The organism is Leptospira alstonii serovar Sichuan str. 79601, assembly GCF_000347175.1.
GTDB classification, from domain to species: domain Bacteria; phylum Spirochaetota; class Leptospiria; order Leptospirales; family Leptospiraceae; genus Leptospira; species Leptospira alstonii.
The window spans coordinates 56,189-76,233 of sequence record NZ_ANIK01000029.1 but is presented as its reverse complement, the minus strand read 5'-3'; the positions used below and the strand labels follow the sequence as shown (position 1 = coordinate 76,233).

18 protein-coding genes and 1 pseudogene are annotated in these 20,045 nt (G+C 43.9%); 10 read left to right on the top strand and 9 right to left on the bottom strand.

Translation table 11 applies throughout. The annotated features are described in order from the left end of the window. A pseudogene (locus LEP1GSC194_RS22195) lies at positions 1-91 on the top strand (sensor histidine kinase); the annotation flags it as partial. A gap of 499 nt (positions 92-590) precedes the next feature. Beyond that, positions 591-1,670 (top strand): LIC10774 family surface protein, encoded by a 1,080-nt coding sequence (locus LEP1GSC194_RS07395; protein ID WP_020772998.1) that lies wholly within the window; start codon positions 591-593, stop codon positions 1,668-1,670. 399 nt (positions 1,671-2,069) lie between these two features. Here the strand turns inward: LEP1GSC194_RS07395 and LEP1GSC194_RS07390 are convergent, their stop codons facing one another. Beyond that, complete coding sequence (locus tag LEP1GSC194_RS07390) at positions 2,070-4,160, bottom strand: (Fe-S)-binding protein (RefSeq protein ID WP_020772994.1); 2,091 nt, start codon at positions 4,158-4,160, stop codon at positions 2,070-2,072. 658 nt (positions 4,161-4,818) lie between these two features. On the opposite strand from LEP1GSC194_RS07390, the gene mqnC reads away from it, so the two are divergent. Together mqnC and LEP1GSC194_RS07375 are read left to right on the top strand one after the other, a co-directional pair. Then, a complete protein-coding gene (gene mqnC / locus LEP1GSC194_RS07380) occupies positions 4,819-5,922 on the top strand; it encodes a cyclic dehypoxanthinyl futalosine synthase (RefSeq protein ID WP_020772979.1) in 1,104 nt (367 codons plus the stop codon). Positions 5,923-6,037: 115 nt separating this feature from the next. After that, positions 6,038-6,406, top strand: coding sequence for an LIC11299 family lipoprotein (locus tag LEP1GSC194_RS07375; RefSeq protein ID WP_020773014.1), 369 nt, complete (start codon positions 6,038-6,040; stop codon positions 6,404-6,406). Here LEP1GSC194_RS07375 and LEP1GSC194_RS07370 read toward each other — a convergent pair. The 3 genes from LEP1GSC194_RS07370 to LEP1GSC194_RS07360 form a co-directional block, all read right to left on the bottom strand. After that, on the bottom strand, positions 6,390-7,619 hold the full coding sequence (locus tag LEP1GSC194_RS07370; RefSeq protein WP_020772989.1) for a GGDEF domain-containing protein: 1,230 nt from the start codon (positions 7,617-7,619) through the stop codon (positions 6,390-6,392). The genes LEP1GSC194_RS07375 and LEP1GSC194_RS07370 overlap by 17 nt on opposite strands. A gap of 106 nt (positions 7,620-7,725) precedes the next feature. After that, on the bottom strand, positions 7,726-8,541 hold the full coding sequence (locus LEP1GSC194_RS07365; protein ID WP_020772986.1) for a GerMN domain-containing protein: 816 nt from the start codon (positions 8,539-8,541) through the stop codon (positions 7,726-7,728). 28 nt (positions 8,542-8,569) lie between these two features. Next, entirely contained in the window at positions 8,570-9,259 is a 690-nt protein-coding gene (locus LEP1GSC194_RS07360; protein WP_036041708.1) for an HAD family hydrolase, read from the bottom strand. Between the two features lie 93 nt (positions 9,260-9,352). On the opposite strand from LEP1GSC194_RS07360, the gene LEP1GSC194_RS07355 reads away from it, so the two are divergent. The 3 genes from LEP1GSC194_RS07355 to LEP1GSC194_RS07345 are packed head-to-tail and all read left to right on the top strand — an operon-like array spanning position 9,353 to position 12,462. Then, the gene (locus LEP1GSC194_RS07355) at positions 9,353-10,615 is read left to right on the top strand and encodes a KamA family radical SAM protein (protein ID WP_020773004.1); all 1,263 of its coding nucleotides are present in this window, start codon (positions 9,353-9,355) and stop codon (positions 10,613-10,615) included. Continuing rightward, positions 10,608-11,753 carry a D-alanine--D-alanine ligase family protein gene (locus tag LEP1GSC194_RS07350; RefSeq protein ID WP_020772965.1) on the top strand — a complete coding sequence of 382 codons (1,146 nt, stop codon included), beginning with the start codon at positions 10,608-10,610 and terminating at the stop codon, positions 11,751-11,753. Before LEP1GSC194_RS07355 ends, LEP1GSC194_RS07350 begins: the two co-directional genes overlap by 8 nt. A gap of 13 nt (positions 11,754-11,766) precedes the next feature. Continuing rightward, the gene (locus LEP1GSC194_RS07345) at positions 11,767-12,462 is read left to right on the top strand and encodes an iron-containing redox enzyme family protein (RefSeq protein WP_020773012.1); all 696 of its coding nucleotides are present in this window, start codon (positions 11,767-11,769) and stop codon (positions 12,460-12,462) included. On the opposite strand, the gene LEP1GSC194_RS07340 is transcribed toward LEP1GSC194_RS07345, so the two are convergent. The 5 genes from LEP1GSC194_RS07340 to bfr all read right to left on the bottom strand — a co-directional run bounded on the left by LEP1GSC194_RS07340 (position 12,439) and on the right by bfr (position 16,361). Then, positions 12,439-12,783 (bottom strand): DCC1-like thiol-disulfide oxidoreductase family protein, encoded by a 345-nt coding sequence (locus LEP1GSC194_RS07340; RefSeq protein WP_020773016.1) that lies wholly within the window; start codon positions 12,781-12,783, stop codon positions 12,439-12,441. The genes LEP1GSC194_RS07345 and LEP1GSC194_RS07340 overlap by 24 nt on opposite strands. Positions 12,784-12,840: 57 nt before the next feature. Next, the gene (locus tag LEP1GSC194_RS07335; RefSeq protein WP_020772996.1) at positions 12,841-13,200 is read right to left on the bottom strand and encodes a hypothetical protein; all 360 of its coding nucleotides are present in this window, start codon (positions 13,198-13,200) and stop codon (positions 12,841-12,843) included. A 312-nt stretch (positions 13,201-13,512) separates the two neighbouring features. After that, positions 13,513-14,628 carry an acetylglutamate kinase gene (locus LEP1GSC194_RS07330; RefSeq protein ID WP_020772984.1) on the bottom strand — a complete coding sequence of 372 codons (1,116 nt, stop codon included), beginning with the start codon at positions 14,626-14,628 and terminating at the stop codon, positions 13,513-13,515. Between the two features lie 15 nt (positions 14,629-14,643). After that, entirely contained in the window at positions 14,644-15,897 is a 1,254-nt protein-coding gene (locus tag LEP1GSC194_RS07325) for a THUMP domain-containing class I SAM-dependent RNA methyltransferase (protein ID WP_017809705.1), read from the bottom strand. Next, complete coding sequence (gene bfr / locus LEP1GSC194_RS07320) at positions 15,894-16,361, bottom strand: bacterioferritin (RefSeq protein WP_017809704.1); 468 nt, start codon at positions 16,359-16,361, stop codon at positions 15,894-15,896. Before bfr ends, LEP1GSC194_RS07325 begins: the two co-directional genes overlap by 4 nt. Before the next feature lie 148 nt (positions 16,362-16,509). On the opposite strand from bfr, the gene LEP1GSC194_RS07315 reads away from it, so the two are divergent. Genes LEP1GSC194_RS07315 through LEP1GSC194_RS07305 form a run of 3 tightly spaced genes read left to right on the top strand, consistent with a single transcriptional unit; the run spans position 16,510 to position 19,954 of the window. Then, entirely contained in the window at positions 16,510-17,628 is a 1,119-nt protein-coding gene (locus LEP1GSC194_RS07315) for a thiolase family protein (RefSeq protein WP_017809703.1), read from the top strand. A 14-nt stretch (positions 17,629-17,642) separates the two neighbouring features. Next, positions 17,643-18,674, top strand: a complete 1,032-nt coding sequence (locus tag LEP1GSC194_RS07310; protein ID WP_020773015.1) for a glycosyltransferase family 9 protein — start codon at positions 17,643-17,645, stop codon at positions 18,672-18,674. After that, positions 18,671-19,954, top strand: coding sequence for an aminopeptidase P family protein (locus LEP1GSC194_RS07305; RefSeq protein WP_020773000.1), 1,284 nt, complete (start codon positions 18,671-18,673; stop codon positions 19,952-19,954). The genes LEP1GSC194_RS07310 and LEP1GSC194_RS07305 overlap by 4 nt, the downstream gene beginning before the upstream one ends. Positions 19,955-20,045 lie beyond the last annotated feature (91 nt).

Genomic DNA, 20,045 nt, shown 5'->3' with positions numbered 1-20,045 from the left:
TTTCACTTTGATTCAGATTCTTTCCAAACAAATCCGAGCCAATTTCGAACTTTTTAACGATCGGGGTTTGGTCGCCGTTTTGGAATTTTGATAATTTTCAAAGCTCAGTCTGTTTCAAAAAATTGTAGACTTGTTCATTCTGTTCGAATCGAAATTTCTTTTAACGAATAAAGATATACGTTCCGAAGTCTCATCCAACATTCCTTATGTTGATTTGCGTTCTCGAAGTAATCGTTGCCCATAAAATTTTGCAAGCGCTTCGGATGCAGATAGAATAGAGTTGTTGAAAAATTAATTCTCCATTTGTTTCTGTTCCATTGAAATGGACAATTGAAGCAGTTTTGTTAATTGCGGCTATTGAATTTTTCAACAACTCTAATGTATAGACTATCATTCGTTTTGCATTCAAAGCAATTTGTTAGAACGTTAGATTCATGTCTTAAATCCTGAAAACCTGATTATAGGGACCTAATAAAAGAATTTTATAAGTTAAATACGTTTATTTAGGAGCTATATTTGTTTTTATTAGAATTGTGTTGACAAATTTGTAATTTTATTTTATACTCCGCTCTCTTGATAAGGAAAAAAAAATGAAACAAGTCTTCGATATTTGGATTATCGCCTTACTATTATTAGGTGGATGTGCGGAACAAGGCAATGGGGGACAAGACGTCTCCACTTTGCTTTCGTTACTTTCTGGTAAAACTTCGTTGGATCTTACAAATAATCTTCAGAGGTCGTCTGCGATTGTATTTTCCGGTATTACGTATTACGTCGACGCATTGCATGGGAGTGATTCTAATACTGGAATCACACCTTCTCTTCCTTTTAAAACCATTACGAAAGCCGCGTCTTTAGCGGTAAGCGGGGATGGTATCTTGGTTGCCGCGGGAGCGTATAATGCGGCGTTAGGCGAAGTGTTTCCGATTAAAATTGCAGACGGTGTGACGATACTCGGCGACGAACAGAGTAAAGGAAACACTGGCGGGATGTATTCCTACTATTCAGGTTCGGGAACGTACGGTAATCCTGGACCCACGTTTGTTCAGGGTGGGGCGAATTTAACATCAACTGTCTTCTATCCTACTTTCGTTTTAGGAAATAATTCCGTCATTGGGGGATTTAAAATAACCAATCCAATTCAAAATTCAGTGGCTGAAGCCGTTTTGTTGCGTAATGTGAACGAGGCGACAGTCAGAAAAAATACGCTGACAAACAACCTTGCTGGAGGAAACGGAGTTTACATTTATTCTAGAGACGCAGGCGGAAATCATACGATTGCGGATAATATTATAACGTATAACGCAGTCGGAATTTATGAAGGGATTGCACTTTTGACTAGTCGTGTGGAAAACAATTGGATCAACAACAATTACTATGGAATTCGTACTTTTGATTCTAAGTTGGATTTAGGCGGTGGTATTAGAAAAAGTGTCGGACAAAATTGGCTCTATTGCAATGCAATGTATGATATAGTTGTAACTCCGAATCTAATCGAAAACAATTGGTTACCCGATTTGTTTGCAAAGAATAATACCTGGGATCATAAGCCTCCTACGGTTGAAATTTCCAATCCCGCAATGTTTGCAGACATTTATAACGAGAATAGTTTGACCAATGTTCATTTGGATGACTCCTATCTGGTGGCTCCGTCTTTGTGTACGCCTTAAGGTTCTCGTTTGTTCGTTATTCCACATTCTTATTTGAATTGTGAGACTTACTTTTGAAACCCCGACTGCATTAGCTCGTCTTTTGCAGTCGGGTTTTTCGTTGGAACGATTTTCGTAATGTTCTATTGTCTGGAATCTTTTTTACTGACTTAGAACTCTAATGGTAGGTTTTAAAAACTTTTGTATAGGCGTTTATCAGAAAGTGGATTGAAGGAATATTATAATTTTAGAATGCTCTTTTTTGTAAAACGAAAACGAATCAGGATTTTGAAAAATCTATTTTTTGTCGAATCTAAAAAACAAAAAGCCGGGTTCATCCGGCTTTTAGATAGATCGTAGAGGCGGACTTTCGCAATCCACGTCGACGATCTATTTTAGATAATCCTAAATTAGAATTCGTTACTGAAGATTTTCCGCAACCAACTCCGCGATGTCTTTCACTTTTACCTCTTCGATCTTACCTTCGTGTTTTACCCCGTCGGTGATCATGGTTACGCAGAAAGGACAAGCGGTTGCGATTGTGGTCGCTCCCGTATCCAGAAGTTGTTTGGTTCTTTTGACGTTGACACGGTCGTTGTTTTGTTCTTCCATCCACATCTGCGCGCCACCGGCTCCGCAGCAGAGACCTTTTGAGTGATGATCGGACGGCTCGGCAAGTTTTCCACCGGCAACTTTCTTAACCACGTCTCTCGGGTTTTCATAGTTGTCGTTGTAACGGCCGATGTAGCAGGAATCGTGATAGGTGTATTTACCGGAAGAAGCGTCTTCTGCGGTTTTAACGTCCAGTTTTTTCTCTTTCACGAGGTCGTTGATAAACTCGGAGTGGTGGACCACTTCGAAATTTCCGCCGAACTGAGGATATTCGTTTTTAATTGTGTTGTAACAGTGTGGACAAGCGGTTACAACTTTTTTGACGTTGTATCCGTTCATCGTATCCACGTTTGTCTGCGCCAGAGTTTGGTAGAGATATTCGTTACCGCCGCGTCTCGCAGAATCACCGGAACAGTTTTCTTCGGTTCCGAGGATCCCGAACTTCACGTCGGCCTTCTGTAGAATTTTTACAAAAGACTTAGCGATACTCTTGTTTCTTTCGTCGAAAGCTCCCGCGCATCCGACCCAGTAGAGAACGTCTACGTTGGAATCCTCCGCCATCGTTTTTACGCCAAGGCCTTCCGACCAATCGGCTCTCGTATGAGCCCCGACTCCCCAAGGGTTCGAGTTGTTTTCCATGTTTACGAATGCGTTTTGAAGTTCCACGGGAAACTTGGATTCCGCAAGAACCAAATGCCTTCTCATTTCCATGATCGCGTTGACTTGGTTGTTTCCGACTGGGCAGGCTTCCACACAAGCGTAACAAGTTGTACAACCCCAAAGCGCCTCTTCGGAAAGACCTTCGTAGCTGTTGATCACTCCGGTATCCAAAGCCGCTACTTTTTCGGCAGCTATCGCCCCGTCGGTTTCTTCCGCTCTAATCTTTGCGACTTCCGGCATTTTATCCAGAAGCGCGTGTTTAAGATCGGCGATGATTGCTTTCGGGTTCAGAACTTTTCCGGTTCTGTTTGCAGGGCACTGAACTTGACAGCGACCGCATTCGATACAAGACATCCCGTCGAGCAGATTCGGCCAAGGAAAGTCTTCGACTCTGTTTACACCCCAAACTACATTCTCATCTTCTAAATTGAGCTTGGAAAGCGCTCCCTTGGGAGTATCGGATTGAAGAAAGTAGTTAAAAGGCGCGAAGATCAAGTGCGCGTGTTTGGAAGTGGGAACGTAGAGCATAAATGAAAATACGGAAAGGATATGAACCCACCACATGATCTGAACGACTACGTCCGCTGTGGAATATTCCACGCCGGTCGATTTCCAGATCGCACCGATTCCCGCCGCTAACAAAGAGGCGTTTTCCGTAGGACTGTCGTAAACGGATCCGACCGCTTTTGCACCTTCTCCCAAAAGAGTGGAGATCATCAGGATCGAAATCATTCCGATTACGATGGCGGAAGCGGGAGAATGAACGTCCAGGCCTTTCGCTTTTTGAATCCATCTCCTCCAGGCAAAAAAACCGAGACCGATTAAAACAAGAATGGAAACGACTTGAACGACGGACTCGTAGAGATGTCCCGTCTTTTCTCCGAATAAGAAACCGATCAGAGAGAATTTATAAGGATCGTCCATTCCATAACCTACAAGACCCGCGACCATCTGGCTCGTGGTGTGAATGGTATACACGACGAAACCGTAAAAGATAAACGCGTGCATAATTCCGCGAAGAGGTTCTTGGAAATTCTTCTTTTGGAGAAGTACGTTTTGAATGAAGCTGTTGATTCGGAACACCCAATTTGGGTTTTCCAAAAAGTTTTCCGTCCCGGCGGCTTTTCTTGCGCTGAAAATCAATCGGAGGCGATATAAAATCGCACGGATAAAAACAACATTCGCGATTACGAATAAGACTGTGAAAATCAGATGAAAGGCGATTTGTGAAATTGCCATATGGATGAGTTACCCTTTCTTGTGAATTGGTGAATGATTTACAGCGTAGGAATCGAGATTTCCCCTGTCGAGGAATTTTCAGAACAAAGGCCTTTACGTTTCCAGTGCGAGCGATTCGGTTCTAGGAGTTCCTAGATTTTACGAATGAACTCAAGTTTCACAGTAGTATTTCCTTCTAATCCCTATCCACTAAATCCTGATATCTATCCACTGACCTCTAAAATGCTGACCCCCTAATACGTTGAGACAAAGTCTCTTTTAGAAATCGTCGTTTTCTTCGAAGGGAAATTTGTACTTGGATAGGTTAACTCTTTGATGCCGATCTATCCCTAAAAACGTGAATTCGATCTGAGAAAGATGGGGCGAATCTAACCCTGATACGATCAGTCGAGCGTTGCCACTTAGTTTTTTGGGTTGGACCGCGCTTTCGGCTCTGGTCAACAAATTGAAGGATCATCCGAAAAACGGTTTTCTTTCGTCGTTCCAATTTGTTGATCTTAAAACACGACCTATAGGGAGTGTTTTGCTGAGTTTCCACCTTCAATCGCTTTCACATCGGTTATACGGAACTTACGTTAAAAAGAGGGTGCAAAATTCGGAATCCGTTGAATGATTGAAGGGCGGACTTTTAAATTTCGTTTTATCATAAGGAGTAAACGTGGCCTCTATCTTTTCATCTCAACCCGCGGATCGGATTTTAGAAAAAGCCTTGGACGGGAATCGGATTTCTCCCGAAGAAGCTCTGACGCTCTATCGGGAAGGGGATCATCTCAAGATTATGGCAACGGCCCGGACGCTCCGGGAAAAAATTCTCCCTCACCAGTACGCGAGTTACACGATGTTTCGAGTCGTAAATTACACGAACTATTGCAACGTAGAATGTAGTTTCTGTTCTTTCATGGACGAGATCGGGAACGGCAAGGGTTACGTTCTTTCCTCGGAAGACATTTTAGAAAAGATGGATTATGCGGTCGGAGAAGGGGCGGATCAGATGTTTTTGCAAGGGGGAGTTAATCCCGATCTTCCGTTTGATTATTACATAGGCGTAATATCTTCCGTGAAAAAAAAATATCCGGATATGCACATCCGCGCTTTCTCCCCGGTGGAAATCATCAACTTGGAAAAGATCACGGGACTTCCACTCAAAGAAGTTCTTAACATTCTCAAACAAGCGGGACTCGATTCCGTTCCGGGAGCGGGAGCGGAAATTTTGACCGATCGGATGCGAAACATCATCTCTCCCAAAAAAGCGACCACGGAAGAATGGGTGCGCGCGATGGAAACCTGTCACGAAGCGGGACTTCTCGGAAGCGCCAACATCGTATTCGGCTCCGAAGAAACCCAGGAAGAAGTCATCGAACATTTAAACGTTGTGCGAAATCTCCAAGATCGAACCGGAGGATTTTTATCTTTTATACCTTGGACCTTTCAACCCCAGACCAAACGATTCAAGGTCCGTGCGGTTGCCACTCAGGAATATTTGAAAGTTCTCGGAATTTGCAGAATTTTCTTGGATAACATCCGACATATCGAAACTTCGGTGATGGTTCTCGGAAAAGGAGTCGGGCAATTGGCTCTCACGAGCGGCGCGGACGATATCTCATCCGTGGTCATAGAAGAAAACGTTTTGCGATCTTACGGACTCAAGACCGAAAAAGAAGCGATTAAGTTTTTAAAGGAAGGAGGATTTGTTCCGAGACGAAGGGATCTTCTTTATAACTACGATCGTTACAAGAACGAACCGGTCGTCGATCCGGTTTAAAAGAGGTTTTTGATGGAGCGACGATTGGTATTTGGTTTTTCAGGGTTTTATTTTATAAAAATTGAATATATTGAAAAGTAAGAGCCTCCGAAACAGGGGAAAAAGGAACTTTAATATGATAAGAATTTTAAATTGTATTCTTGTGTTGTTAATCGCACTTGCGGCCTGCACGAAACAAGTCAAAGAAAGGATTCATATCGATACGGGAGTGACCGTGGAAACCTTAGGTCCTCACAAATACAAACTCGTCTCGATCGGAGGAGCCTCTTCGGCTTCCGTGGAGGAAAACGATCTATTCAAAATGAAGAATACTTCCTGCACAGCCGCAAAATCCATCGCCGCGCGCAAACTCGAGGAACTGGAACCCGAACAAAAAAACAGATTATTTTTTATGGAAGCCGTGAATACGAAGTACATAGACGAGGGCGCTTACTGTGAAATTACGTTTCACTACGAACTCCCCGTTCCTAAGAAGCAGCCGTAGTTCCCCGATTCCCTTTTGAAAAGTAACGAATCGGTTCGATAAAGGAAACTCGGTTTCTTCCTTTTTTCTTCGATTCGTAAAGAGCCGAATCGATGGAATGATAAATATCGTCGAAGCTGAATTCTTCCGTCGGGCCGAAGATGCAGGCCCCGATGGAAACCGAAATTTTAACGGGACTTCCGTTTTTGGTTCGGTAGGATAATTCCTTTTCGGCGACTTCGATCCTTAACTTTTCGCAAAGTTGAGCGAGGTCTTCCTTTTTGATCGCATCCAGAAGAATACAAAATTCGTCCCCACCGATTCTGGAACAGATATCGGTCGCTCTCACCCTTTGTTTCATTACTTCCGAGATGGTACGGAGCGACGAATCTCCGGCCAAATGTCCGTAAGAGTCGTTGATCTCTTTCAGATAATCCATATCCAAGATGATCATCGCAAGAGAGAATCGATAACGTTGCGCTCTTTTGAGAAAGAGTTCGAACTGTTCGATCAAATATCTTCGATTGTAAAGTCCGGTGAGTTCGTCCACCTTTGAAATCTTTTCGATCTGAATGTTCTTATCTCTGAGTTTGCTCACCGCTTTCTCGAGTTTTTTCTTGGCTCGGTGATCCATCACTCTCCAAAAATTAATGAGAAGGTTTCCGAAAACTCCCGTAAACAGATAGATGAGTACGTTCGCGAAGTCGTGTTGTAACACATGGGCGCTTCCGGTCAGAGTCGTACATAAAACCAGGGAAAAGTAGAAGAGTGCGTTGAAAATGACCGCGGTCGTTCCGGTCAACCAAAGGAGAATGTTTCCGCTCACGACTAAGGTCGTATAAAAATGAAAGTAAAGTTCCATTCTTTCCGAATCCAAAAAGACGTAAGGGAGAATGGAAAACACGATCGCTCCCGAAGAAAGAATACTGTATCTTTCGATTCTTCTGCGGAAAAAAGGTCGCCATTTTATAAGTAGAAATGCGAAGAAAGCGGATAAAAGAACGACCGTTAAACGCGAATAAATTAGAATTCGATTTTCTTTTCCGAGAATGGATGCGCCGTCCGGAACCAAGGCCGAAAGAAAACTGATTCCGATACAAAAAAAGAAATAGCTGACCGTGGCTCTTCGAACATCCGGTTGATAAACTCTTAGATAATCGTCCGGGAACGGATTGAAAAAAACTCTCCTAGCGAGTAGTTTGATTTTTTGATTATTTCCCAGTGAGAATCTCATACGTTTTGCAAGGGATCAACTTCCCCATTTTAGAAACGGTTCTGTTTAAACAATCAGGATTTATAATTCCGTTCCTGCGACTTTGTTTGTACTCGTTGTTTGACGATTAAAAAACGACGATCTTTCTAGGGTTTTTTGTCAGAAGAGAGGGCAAAGGCATTCCTTCGCCGCCGAGTGAACGTACGAATTTGCCGTTGATCCTAAGTTGAACGCCGACGATCGGAAGATTTTCCATGAGGCTGTAGGTAAGTTGGTCGATTCTGTCTTTTAGGATTTCAGGGCCTGCTCCTCTTTCCAGGTCGTTACTCAGGGAAAGTTTGAGAATTCCTTCTTCGATTCTATAATCTTCGTCATAGTGTAGGTTTTGCGGAATGGAATTCAGGATTCCTTTTTCTTTTTCCTGAGAAACGGGCCCCACGATCAGAGAATTTAGGATGAGTTTGACCCTGTCGCCGCCCTTGGAAAGTCGTAGGACCTTTACAAGTCTGGAATGACTCTTGCTCCCCTTGCCGTAAAACTTTAAGAAATACAAAGACAATTCCCCCTTATTCGTAGGGATGGGAGTAGCGGAGGATTTGTTTTCGAAGGATGGAACGGGAGGTTCCAGAACGGGAACGAGATTGTCTTCGTTTAGATCTTCTTCGACGGGGTTTGAGTTGTCGGAGGAAGTTTGAACGTCTCCGTTTCGGAGAAGTTCTTCTAAGATTTCGTCTTCCGCCTGATCCATGATCTCTTTGTGATTGAGATTTCCTCTCTGAGCGGAAGGTGATTCCGGACTCATCTTTCCTACGTTTCTAAATCCTTGAAATCCGGCTCCGGAAAGGGAAAAACCGGCGCCTGTACTTTTATCCAAAAGTACTAGTGTAAAAATTACTCCGGTGAGAATGAAGATGAGATTTTTTCTTTTTTCGGAATCCGGCACACTCTCATTTTCGGAAAGAAAGGGGATTCTATGCAGGCAAAAATCGGAGGACCCGGTTCAGATCCGAGAGGTTTTTGAGTTCCCACTCGAAGTCGGGAATTTCTCCGGCAGGCGCGTGTCCGTACGAGCAGAACGCGAAAGGACAACCGTTTTGACGAGCGGCTTCGTGGTCGGAAAGTCGGTCTCCGATCATGAGAATTTTCTCGGGTTCGAGATCGTAGAGTTTTCTGTATTCTTTCAAAATTTCTCCCTTGGTTTTGATCCGTTCGTTGTCTAAAACGAGAATCGGATCAAAGCAGGAAAGAACTCCCGCGACTTCCAAAATGGTTTCGATGTAGGGTTTTCGTCCGTTGGAAGCGGCTAAGATGCGAAATCCTTTTTGAGAAAGAGATTCGATCGTTTCTTTTACGAAAGGGTACAATTCTCCTTCTCCGTTTTTGATCCTCTCGCAGAGAAAACGAAGCACGTCGTCGGAAATGACGTCTCTTTGTGTTTCGTTCAGTTGGGGAAGAAGATTTCGGAAAATGGTTTTGACGGGCTTTCCGATTTCCAACATAAGCCGATCCTTGGTCGGAAGTTCGACCTCGACCCCGGAGGTTTTGGAAAAATTTCGAATCGAGTCGCGATAGACTTCGAGTATGATTCCTTCGGACGAAAACAGGGTTCCGTCCACGTCGAATGCGAGCGCTCTAAGAGAGTCGCCTGAAAAGTCGGCCATCAAAGGACAGTTTTTTGAAAACGATCCTTTTGGCATTTTCTTTTTCCCTTTGCTTGATTTTCCTCCGACTCGGAGAAAATAGGAAGAACTTTTATGAAGAATTCGGACCCGCACTCATTCGCACAAAAATCCAAGGCAGAAAGTTTTGCAAATCGGTCCGAGTTGTTTTCTTCCTTCGATTGGACCGATTATAAGGCGCAGCTTCAAAATCGGGTGAGAGGTTTCGAGCTCGGACGTTATTTCGATTTAACGGAAAGCGAAATCATCGGAATTGAAAACACGATTCGACTGAACGTTTCCGCGACGCCGTATTATATTTCCATTGCGGACCCGGAAGACGCAAATTGTCCGATCCGAAGGATGATCCTTCCGAGGGAAGCCGAATCCGTTTTTTCTCCCGAAGAATCTCCCGATCCTTTGCACGAAGAACGATTGTCTCCGGTCAAGGGATTGACTCACATGTATCCGGATCGTGTTCTTCTTTTTACCAATCACGAATGTTCGGTTTATTGCAGACATTGTATGAGAGGCCGTAAGGTTTCCGATTCCAAGGAAAGGATGTTCACGGAAGATTTGGAAGCCTGTTTTGAATACGTAAAATCGCGCCCGGAAGTGACCGATGTCGTATTATCGGGGGGAGATCCGCTGAATCTAAGCGATTCCAAGGTCGATTGGATTTTGGAGCAATTGGAAAAAATAGAACACGTAAAGATCTGCAGACTCGGCACTCGAAATCCGGTCACTCTTCCGTTTCGGATCACATCAGAACTTTGTAATATTATAGAATCACATAACACCGACCGGCTGTCCGTCTTCTGCAACACTCAGTTCAATCACGCGAAAGAATGCACTCCCGCGGCCAAGGAAGCGGTCTTAAAACTTCTCAAGGCGGGAGTGAGCGTCGGAAATCAATGCGTTCTCCTGAAAGGGATCAACGATTCCGGAGAAACTATGTTAGAACTTCATAAAAAACTGTTGGAGTTGCGGATTCGCGCCTATTACATGTACGATCCCGAACTGATTCCGGGTTCCAGGGGTTTTAGGACTCCGCTCGCAAAGGGAATCGAGATCATAGAATTTATGAGGGGAAAGATCGGAGGAATGGGAATTCCTCAGTTTGTGAACGATCTTCCCGGCGGCGGAGGTAAGATCACGTTGACTCCGGACTGGTACTTAGGTTTTTACAAGCCGGAAAGGACGCACGTATTCAGATCCGCGTTACGCGGAACCTATCACCTAAGTCCGGAACCTCCCGATTCCGCGATGGAAGAATTTTATCCGGAAATTTCATTGGAGACCTGGAAAAAAATTCTTTCGAACGGTTACGGGGTCAAGGGGAAAAAATTCGATGATTGATCCGACTCCGACCGTTCTTATTTACGCCGATCTACACGAGTTCGAAGGAGAGTTTCCGGAAATCTACAAACAGGAATGGGAATCCGCAAGGTCCGTGAACTCGATCTTAGAATTGTTAAGCGAAGTCGGAGAAAGGCCGGAGTTGATCGGAACCCCGGAAGAACTTTTGGAAAAACTAAAACGTTATTGCGAACTGGATTTTCCCGAACGTCCGGTGCTCTTTCATCTGATGGAAGGTTTTCGTTCCAGAAATAGGGAATCCCTGATTCCGGCGACGGCGGAGTTATTCGGTTTTCCGCATACCGGTTCCGACGCGTATTGTCAAAATTTATCCTTGGATAAGAATCAAACCAGGATTTTCGCTCAATCGATCGGCGTCCCGATTGCGCCGGGATTTTTAATACGCTCCGCGGAGAGTTCCGTTTTGCCGAAAAGGTTTTCGATCGGTTCCAAGGAGAGTTCTTTCGAGTCGAAAGGTTTTTCAGCTTGTCCGAAATTAAACTTTGTAGTTCCGAAAGGATTTTCCTTTCCCGGATTTTTAAAACCTTCCGGAGAAGGTTCCAGTCTCGGAATCGGGGAGGAAAGTATCGTTTTCGACGAAAAGGATCTGCGTTTTAAGTTGTCTCTGAAACCGGAGGATTTTTTCCCCTATCTCGTGGAAGAATACTTAACAGGAATTGAATATACAATTTCCGTAATGGGTTCCGCTGTCGTGGGTTATCGGGTCGGTTTCGCGGGGAGATTGGTTCTCCGGGACGATTTGAAAGTGGAAGAGGTCTACGGGGAAAAAACGAAATCCAAAAGTGTAATGCCGGAAACTCTCGTTTTTGATTGCCCGAAGGATTTGGAAATATTCCTTCAGGAACAAAGTCTATTACTCTGCGAATCTCTGGGGACTTCCGGGCCCGCGAGGCTGGATTGGAAACTCGATTCGTCGGGAAATCCTTTTTTTCTTGAGATCAATCTTACTCCCGGTTTGTCTCCGTTTTATTCCACCTTTCCGATTTGTTATCGTCATAGCCTAGGGGACGAAAAAACCTTGTTTCAAGAGATTTTACAAATAGCTCGTTTGGATTTTGAGACAGATCGATTTTTATATTCCAAAAAGAAAATCGGAACTTCCCTGAGCCAAAAATAGAATCGGATATTTTATGCAGACCGTAATTCCCGCGCAAACTTCCGTATCCTTTCGAAATTTTTTGGAAGAATCGGTTCGCAATCATCCGGTTCTGACTTCCAACCGATGGTTGGAAAAAAAAGAAAGTAGAATGGAAAAGGAAGATCTTCTTCTTTGGCTTCGTCAGGAATACTTCGTAAGCGTGGATTTCGTAAACTGGTTTTTGAACACGGCCGCGATCAGCGATTCCGTGGAAGCAAAGATCGTACTGGTTCGGAATATTTGGGAAGAATTGGGGGAAGGGAAAGCGGAGGATTCTCACGTTTATATCTTAAAGAAATTTCTTTCGGACATGGGGGAAGTCGTTCAAAACGAACATAAACTTCCCGAAACGAAATCCTATCTGGATTTGATGCAAAAGATCACCACGACCGATTTTTATTTCGCACTGGGCGCGCTCGGTCCCGCGAACGAATACTTGCTGAAATTAGAATATTCTAGAATGCTTAAGTCTTATCGGAATCTGAAAGAGAGGACCTTTTTGCCCGAAGGAAAATTCTTCCAAGTCAATCTGGACGCCGACGAATCCCACGCGGAAAAACTCTTTCGTTTGATCGAGGTTGTCGCTGACACGGATGAAAAACGAAACCGAGTGATGGAAGGAAATCGGCTCGCTCTCGACGCGAGGCTTGTGTTTTACGAAGGTCTAACGGCTTTTCAGAGACTTTAAAAGATTCATTCCGATCATTCCGAAAATCGGAATCAAGGGAAGATAAAGAAGCGGGGCTAGGAAGCGGTATCCTCTGAGGGAATGGCTGAGTTTTCGAACCGCAAAAAATCCAGGGTATCTTCTTCCGTTTGCGATCATCTGAACGTTTCCTTTCACCGCTGCGATGTTCAGAGTCGGATGGATTTCTTTTAATTCTTTTTCCGAAAAATCCCGAAAGGAACGAAATCTGATTTTGGGATCAAGATTGAGAGTTTGTAATTTGAGCGCGAGGTTGGAGCAAAAAGCACATTCTCCATCGTATAAAAAAACTTGGGTATTCATCTTGAGATATTTTTGAGATCAATTCTAATAAGAATTCGGAGAAAGCATCGTTGGATTTTACATTTCATTGAATTGTAATTCGTCGTTTATTTTCAATCCATTTTTTCTTAAAATATCATAGATCGATTTCTCATCCCAAAAACTAATGTACAACCACATGCCGTTCCTATCCGGATTTGGAACGCCACCGGTCCAGCCGCCGTTGTGATTTGGTCTGTGGCATTTATATTCATAGGAAATTTTTAAAGACTTAAGATCAATATTCGATATAGTGAAATCGGCCAATTGAGGATATCTTGATTTCAATTGATTGATGTCTTTGCGGATGTTTATAATAATATCAGGATAATCTAAATTATAAGAGTTGATTGGATTTTCGTTGTTTATAGGGGAACGTCCGATGATAATCCATAACAATGCGTTGATGATAAAATTATAATGTTATTGTTCGCTCCCTACGGGTCGCGTTCAAAAAAACTCATGCAACGCTCCCTATGGGTCGCGTTGATTTCACAACTACGTTGTGAACCACTCGCAACGCTCTGCTGCTCGTTGGCTGCAACGCTCCCTACGGGTCGCGTTGCAGGCACTCATCTTTGCTTCGCAAAGAACCAAATGCTTAAACGCTCTGCTTGCATTTGGCTATCTCGCTTCCTAAGGGGCGCTCATCTTTGCTTCGCAAAGAACCAAATGCTTAAACGCTCCGCTTGCATTTGGCTATCTCGCTTCCTAAGGGGCGCTCGATAGATCTTGAGGGAGGTTTTTTAAAAAAAAGCAGATGCTCGGAATATGTTCCCCCTTGACTCCGATCCAAAAGTAAATCCAGATTCCTTCTTTTTGCATTCCGTCGCAGACTTTCATGTACCATTTAGAGATCGTGTTTTCCTTTCTGGCTCTCCAAAATAAAACGGGAAACTTGCGGATCATTTCGTCCCAGATATCTCTTCCAACACCTTCTCCTCTTGCGATTTCGTCTACCGCAAACTTCGAAAGAAAGGTTCCGAAAGGAGTGTTCTTAATCAAAGCACAACCCTTGAATTCGGATTCTAAAAGAACGCCGGCAAATTCCTGATTCCAGAAATCTTCTTTGAGAGATCTCTGAAACGCTTTTTCGATCAGATGATGCATCTTCTCTTTCGAAATCGAATGGGGATCTTCGATAAAGTCGATCCGATTTTTTTTTCGAATAAGAGTCCCGCTTCCTTTGATCGTGAATAATTCCTTGAGTAAGGAAGAGGCGGATGTGATCGCAATTCCGAATTCCTTATCCATTACATTTTTATAAAGTTCTAAACAGGAAGATAAGATGGAGGCGTCCTCCGGATCGGGCAAAATCGAAGAATCGATATCAAGGATCGAGATCTTATTCCCTTCGCAATAAATTCCGCCTCTCGAATAAAGATGAATCAATTTTTTCGTACGTAGAGTGGAGCAGAGTTCGGTTAAGAATGCGAATAAGGCCGGACCCTTTTCTTCCGCGATGAAGACCGGAAGTTTTTTTTCGGAAAGAGCCGAATTCACCGCGCCCGCCAAGTCCCTAGGATGTCTGAATAATTTTCCGGGCAGAATCGAAGAGGAATCCTCCTTGTTATGGTTTCTATAAAATAGATTGGTATAGGAAATTCCGTCCTTGTCTAAAACGACAACCGGATACAGATCCAACTTGTGAAGTAGTTTGAGATTGTAGAGAAGCGCTTCGGCGGATTCCGTAAGTGTTCCGGAATCCGCGTAAATCACCGCGAACTTTTCCGGTTCGATCGAACGAAAAAGTTTTAAAAATTGAAACGAATCCTTGGTGTTCTCTGTGACTTCTAAAAGTTTAAGAAGAATTTCCTGATGATTCATTCCGATTTGATTGGATTATTTGCCCAATGTGTAGGCAACTAATTTTCCTTTCAGCTTGCCGATCGTCAGAGACTGTTCCTTGTCTTTTTTCAATTTGAGAAAGCCTAAAAGAGAAGTGTCTCCGCATACGAGCGCGAGAATGTTTCCCGCAAAATGATCCTTCAACTTTTTTCCCCAGGCGATATAAATTTCCTTGGCTTCTTCCTTGGTTCCCAACCTAACTCCGTAAGGAGGATTGGTAACGATAAAACCTCCGGAAATTTTTTTTTCGTTTTCGGAAGTAGTCGTATCGGATTCGAAAAAGACGATGAGATGATCCACACCCGCGTTCTTCGCGTTCAGTCTTGCAAGGTCCAGGGCCTTTTCATCCCGATCGGACGCAAAAATTTTCACTTCGGAATGACTCCTAACGTTTTCCTTAAGGCCCGGTTCTCCGAAAAGTTTTTTAAACGGAAGTGAAGAATCCAGACTTCTGTAATTGGTATAACCGCCGTATAAAAGTTTGAGGGCCGCCTCTATCACGATCGTACCGGAACCGCAGAACGGATCGTATAACTGTGATTTGGTGTTCCATCCCGAATAACGAACCAACGCCGAAGCCAGAATTTCCCGCATGGGAGCTTCTCCTCCGATTCTTCCGTGTCCTCTTTGTTGGAGAGGTCTCGTATTCAGTCCGAGAGAAAGTTTTGCGTGATCGGAATGGGAACGAAGATAGAATAAAAAATCGGGTTCGTCCCGGGAAACCTTAGGAGGTTCCTTACCCTTGGACCGAAAACGATCGAACATCGCGTCCTTGAGTTTGTATGTCGCATAACGCGAGTCCTTCAAAGAATCCTTGGTGGTCGAGTCGATTCGAAAGGAATGTTCGGAACCTATGATTTTCTCGAACGGAAATTGAAGGGCCTGATCGTAAAGATCTTCGGGACTTTCCACTCTCCAGTATCTTAAGGAAACGCTGATTCCGGAAGCGATTCCCGTGGAAAGAATGAATTCCTTCAAGGATTTGGCCGGGCCTTGGAAAAAAACTCCGCCTCTGTTTTCAGCGACGATTTTCAAACCGGCTTCCAAAATTTCATCTCGTAATAGTCCCGAAAGTCCGTCCGGACAGGACGCGTGGTATTCGAACGAATCCGGTTTTGAAAAATCCCATTCCGTTTTGGGCGTAGAGTTTTGTTTTTGAGTACGGTCGTCGGAATGAAATTTTCCATCGGGTCTTTTTGTTTTCAACCGGAGGGATTTTTTAGGAACGGGTTTCTTAAAATTTGTCACTCGAGTTGTTGTGCGAGGTAGTTTTCAACGCCGATCTGACGAATGATTTCCTGTTGGGATTCGATCCAATCGATATGTTCTTCTTCGGAGAGGAGAATCTTTTCGAACAACTCTCTCGTTCCGTTATCGTTGTTCTTAACCGCAATTGCGATTCCACGATTGAATCTTTCGACAGCCGAGTATTCCAGATCGAGGTCCACTTTTAAAATCTCTTCGATGTTTTTTCCAACGTTGATCTTCATATATTTTTGAAGATCGGGAACTCCGTCCAAATAAAGAATACGATCGATGATTTCATCCGCGTGTTTCATCTCGTCGATGGATTCGTGTTTCATGAAGTCTGCGAGTTTTTTAAAACCCCAGTTCTTGTTCATCTTTGCGTGAATAAAATATTGATTGATTGCCGTGAGTTCAGCGGCGAGCACTTCGCCTAGAATCTCAAGCACTTCCTTATTACCTTTCATTGTATTCCCCTTTTGTTATCCATTCAGTATAAAAATCATTCTTAATTTTGCAAGGATAGTTTGGAAACTCGGATGAAAAGTCGTCTTACTCGCGTTATTTAATTTTTTTTGATTTTCAATCTCACAATTTTCAAAAACATAGACTCCAATGTCTTCATCCGTTTTTATACTCGATTCGGAACTCAGTCGTTTCGGTAAGACCGAACTTGATTATTATTCTCTTTCTTATCAAACTGCGATCCGACTTTTGGAAAGAAATTCTGAGTTTGAACCTCAATTTCTTATTTTTGCGGCGATGGCTCCCGAAAGATACACGGGAGAAATTTTTCTTCCCGCAAGAATCAAGGAAAGTCTCGGCTTAAAAAACTTATTTACCATTCGAACCGAAACGGCTTCCTCATCCGGCGCCAGCGCGCTTCATACGGCGACGTATCTTTTACGATCGGGAGCGTTTCAAAGAGGAATCGTAATCGCCACCGAAGTGATGAGTCGCTTGGAAAGGGAACAGAACAATCTCCTTTTAGGAAGCGTTTTGTCGGAACGCCAAAAAGGTTTTGCGATGTCTATGGCTCAAGGCGGTGGAATGATCGCGACACGTTATCTGCACGAGTACGGATACGATCGCAGGGATCTATACGCGCTTTCCAAAAAGTTGCACGACAACGGACTAAAAAACGAAAAGGCTCATATTAAAAAGAATATTACGGAAGAAGAATATTTTAAATCTCCTCTTTTTACGAGTCCTCTTTGTCTTTACGATATTTCTCCGCTTTCCGACGGTAGTTGTGCGGTTCTATTAAGTTCCGAAAAAACGAAATCCTCCAAACCGCTGAAAGTCGGCGGAATCGGACACGGGATCGGAAATCTTTCTTCTCCTCCGGGGCTTTTAAGTTTTCCTTCCAGTGTGGCCGCGTTTGTGGGAGCTTACAAGGAAGCGGAGTTAAAACCGGAGCAAATTCATATCGCGGAATTGCACGACGCGTTTACTCCTTTTGAATTGATCGGCGCCGAAGACGCGGGACTTTTTCCGAAAGGTCAGGCCCTACGTTATGTGAAAGAGGGAAGAACTCATCCCGAAGGACAACTTCCGATCAACTCTTCGGGCGGTTTGAAAACGAGGGGACATCCGGTCGGGGTTTCGGGGTTGGCTCAAATCGCGGAATTGCAAACCTGGATGTATAAAGAGGAACGTTTTCAAAACGGTTTGGCTCTTTCCATCGGCGGATTGGGAGTGAACAATTTTGCTACGATTCTTTCCAAAGTTTAGAATGGAATTTGACAGTGAATGAAAAAATACTTCTGATTCAGACCGCATTTTTAGGAGATCTGATTTTAACGACGTCCTTTTTTCGGGAAGTCAAAAGGAAATATCCGAACTCGCACCTTACGGTCATCGTCAATAAGGGAACGGAAAGAGTGTTGGAGGCCAATCCTCATATCGATCGCTTGATTCCTTTGGATAAGAAAGAATTCAAAAAATCTCTTTGGAAGTTCTTTTCCTTTTTGTGGAGTCTCAGAAAAGAACGTTATACGCTTTGTCTGCTCCCGCATTTTTCGTATCGATCCACTTTGATCGGATTTGCAAGCGGCGCCAAGACGAGAGTCGGTTTCGAGTCCGCCGGTTTTTCCTTTTTACTCACGAAAAAAATTTCCAGGCCTCTTCGGGGAATACACGAGGTGGAAAAGTTATTTTCCTTGTTATACAGTAAAGAAGAATATTCTAATATTCAAAAGCGCCCCGAGCTTTTCTGGCGGGAGGAATCCGTGTTTCGAGTCCGGGTCTTGATGAAGGAGAACGGCCTCGAGTCCGGGAATTACGTCCTACTCGCGCCTAGTTCCGTCTGGGAAACCAAACGGATGCCCGCTTCCAAGTTTAGGACTTTAGGGGAACGCCTCGCCAAAGAATCCGGAAAAAAAGTGGTTCTTATCGGCTCCAAGACGGATGTCGACCTCTGTGAAGAAGTAGGGGCCGGTTACGGAATTAATCTCGCGGGAAAAACCGACCTACCCGAACTTTCCTTTTTGGTTTCCAACGCGGCTTTGATGGTCAGCAACGATTCCTCTCCGATCCATTTTGCCTCGGCGTTTAACGTTCCAACGTTAGCCGTCTTTGGCGCGACCGTTCCGGATTTCGGTTATACTCCTCTCTCCGATTCTTTTTTTATCTCCGAAATTGAAGGACTCTATTGTCGTCCCTGCGGGATTCACGGAGGAAGGATTTGTCCGGAAGGACATTTTCGTTGTATGAAGGAACAGGATACGGACAAAATGTTCGAGACGTCAGTCCAACTAGAAAAAGGAAACGTAAAATGACCCCCTACAGAGAAAGGATCGAAACGGTTCAAAAAAGATTGAAAGAAGGAGAAGTTTTGATCCTTTTTGCGGCTTCTCATTCCATCCGAAATCGGGACGTGGAATATAAGTTTCGTCAGGATTCCGACTACTACTATCTCACCGGCATCGAAGAATCCGACGGAATTCTAATATTAAAAAACTCTTATAAATCAATTTTTGTGCTTCCGAAGGATAAGGAAAAGGAGATATGGACCGGAATCCGAATCGGAAAGGAAAAGGCGAAGGAACTTTTGAATTTGGACGAATCCTTCGATACGACCGAATGGGAATCCAAGCTGGATGAGATCCTAGTCAATCAATACACGTTGTTTCACTTTTTCGGAAAAAATTCGTCTCGGGATTCCAAGTTGATCGAAGCGATCCATTCTCTCAATCAAAGATCCAGAGAGGGAAAATTCGGTCCGAAAAGAATCGAATCGCCTGAGTTTTTACACTGGATGCGTATGTTTAAATCTCCTTTGGAAATCGAAGCGCTTCGGGAATCCGCAAGAATCACCGCCTTGGGGCATGAAAGACTGATGCGTGAATCCAAACCCGGAATGTACGAGTACGAACTGGAGGCGATTTTGGAATCGGAATACTTAAAACACGGAGCCTGGGGCGGGGGTTACGGACATATCGTCGCGGGCGGAAAAAACGCCACGATCCTTCACTATACGTCTAACAACTGTCAGTTGAACGACGGCGAACTTGTGTTAGTCGACAGCGGAGCGGAGAAAGGATATTATACCGCGGACGTAACTCGAAACTTTCCGGCGGGCAAAAAATTCTCTTCCGAACAAAAGGCGGCGTATGAGATCGTTTTAAAAGCGCAAAAAGAGGCGGTGTCCAACGTAAAGGAAGGTGTGGAGTTCGTCACCATCCATAACCGCGCCGTTAAAACGCTCGTTGAAGGTTTGAAAGATTTGGGATTTTTGGACGGTTCGTTGGATTCCATCTTGGAACAAGGAACATTCAAAAAATATTATATGCACAGAACCAGTCATTATTTGGGAATGGACGTACACGATGTGGGATCGTATTATCGGAACGGAGTTTCTTGGGCGTTGGAAGACGGTCAAGTGATCACGATCGAACCCGGTCTTTATTTCGATCCTACCGATCCGGAGATTCCCGAAAAATTCAGAGGGATCGGAATTCGGATCGAAGACGACGTTTTAGTTCAAGGCCAAACTCCGGTGAATCTGACTTCCATGATTCCGAAAGAAATCGACGAGATCGAATCCAGAAAAAATTGAGTTTCGTTACTCGCGTTCAATACGTTTCGGGAAAGGTTTCTTTTTTATTAAAGTACAAATAAGTTTTCTAAAAAACTCTTGTCGAAACCGG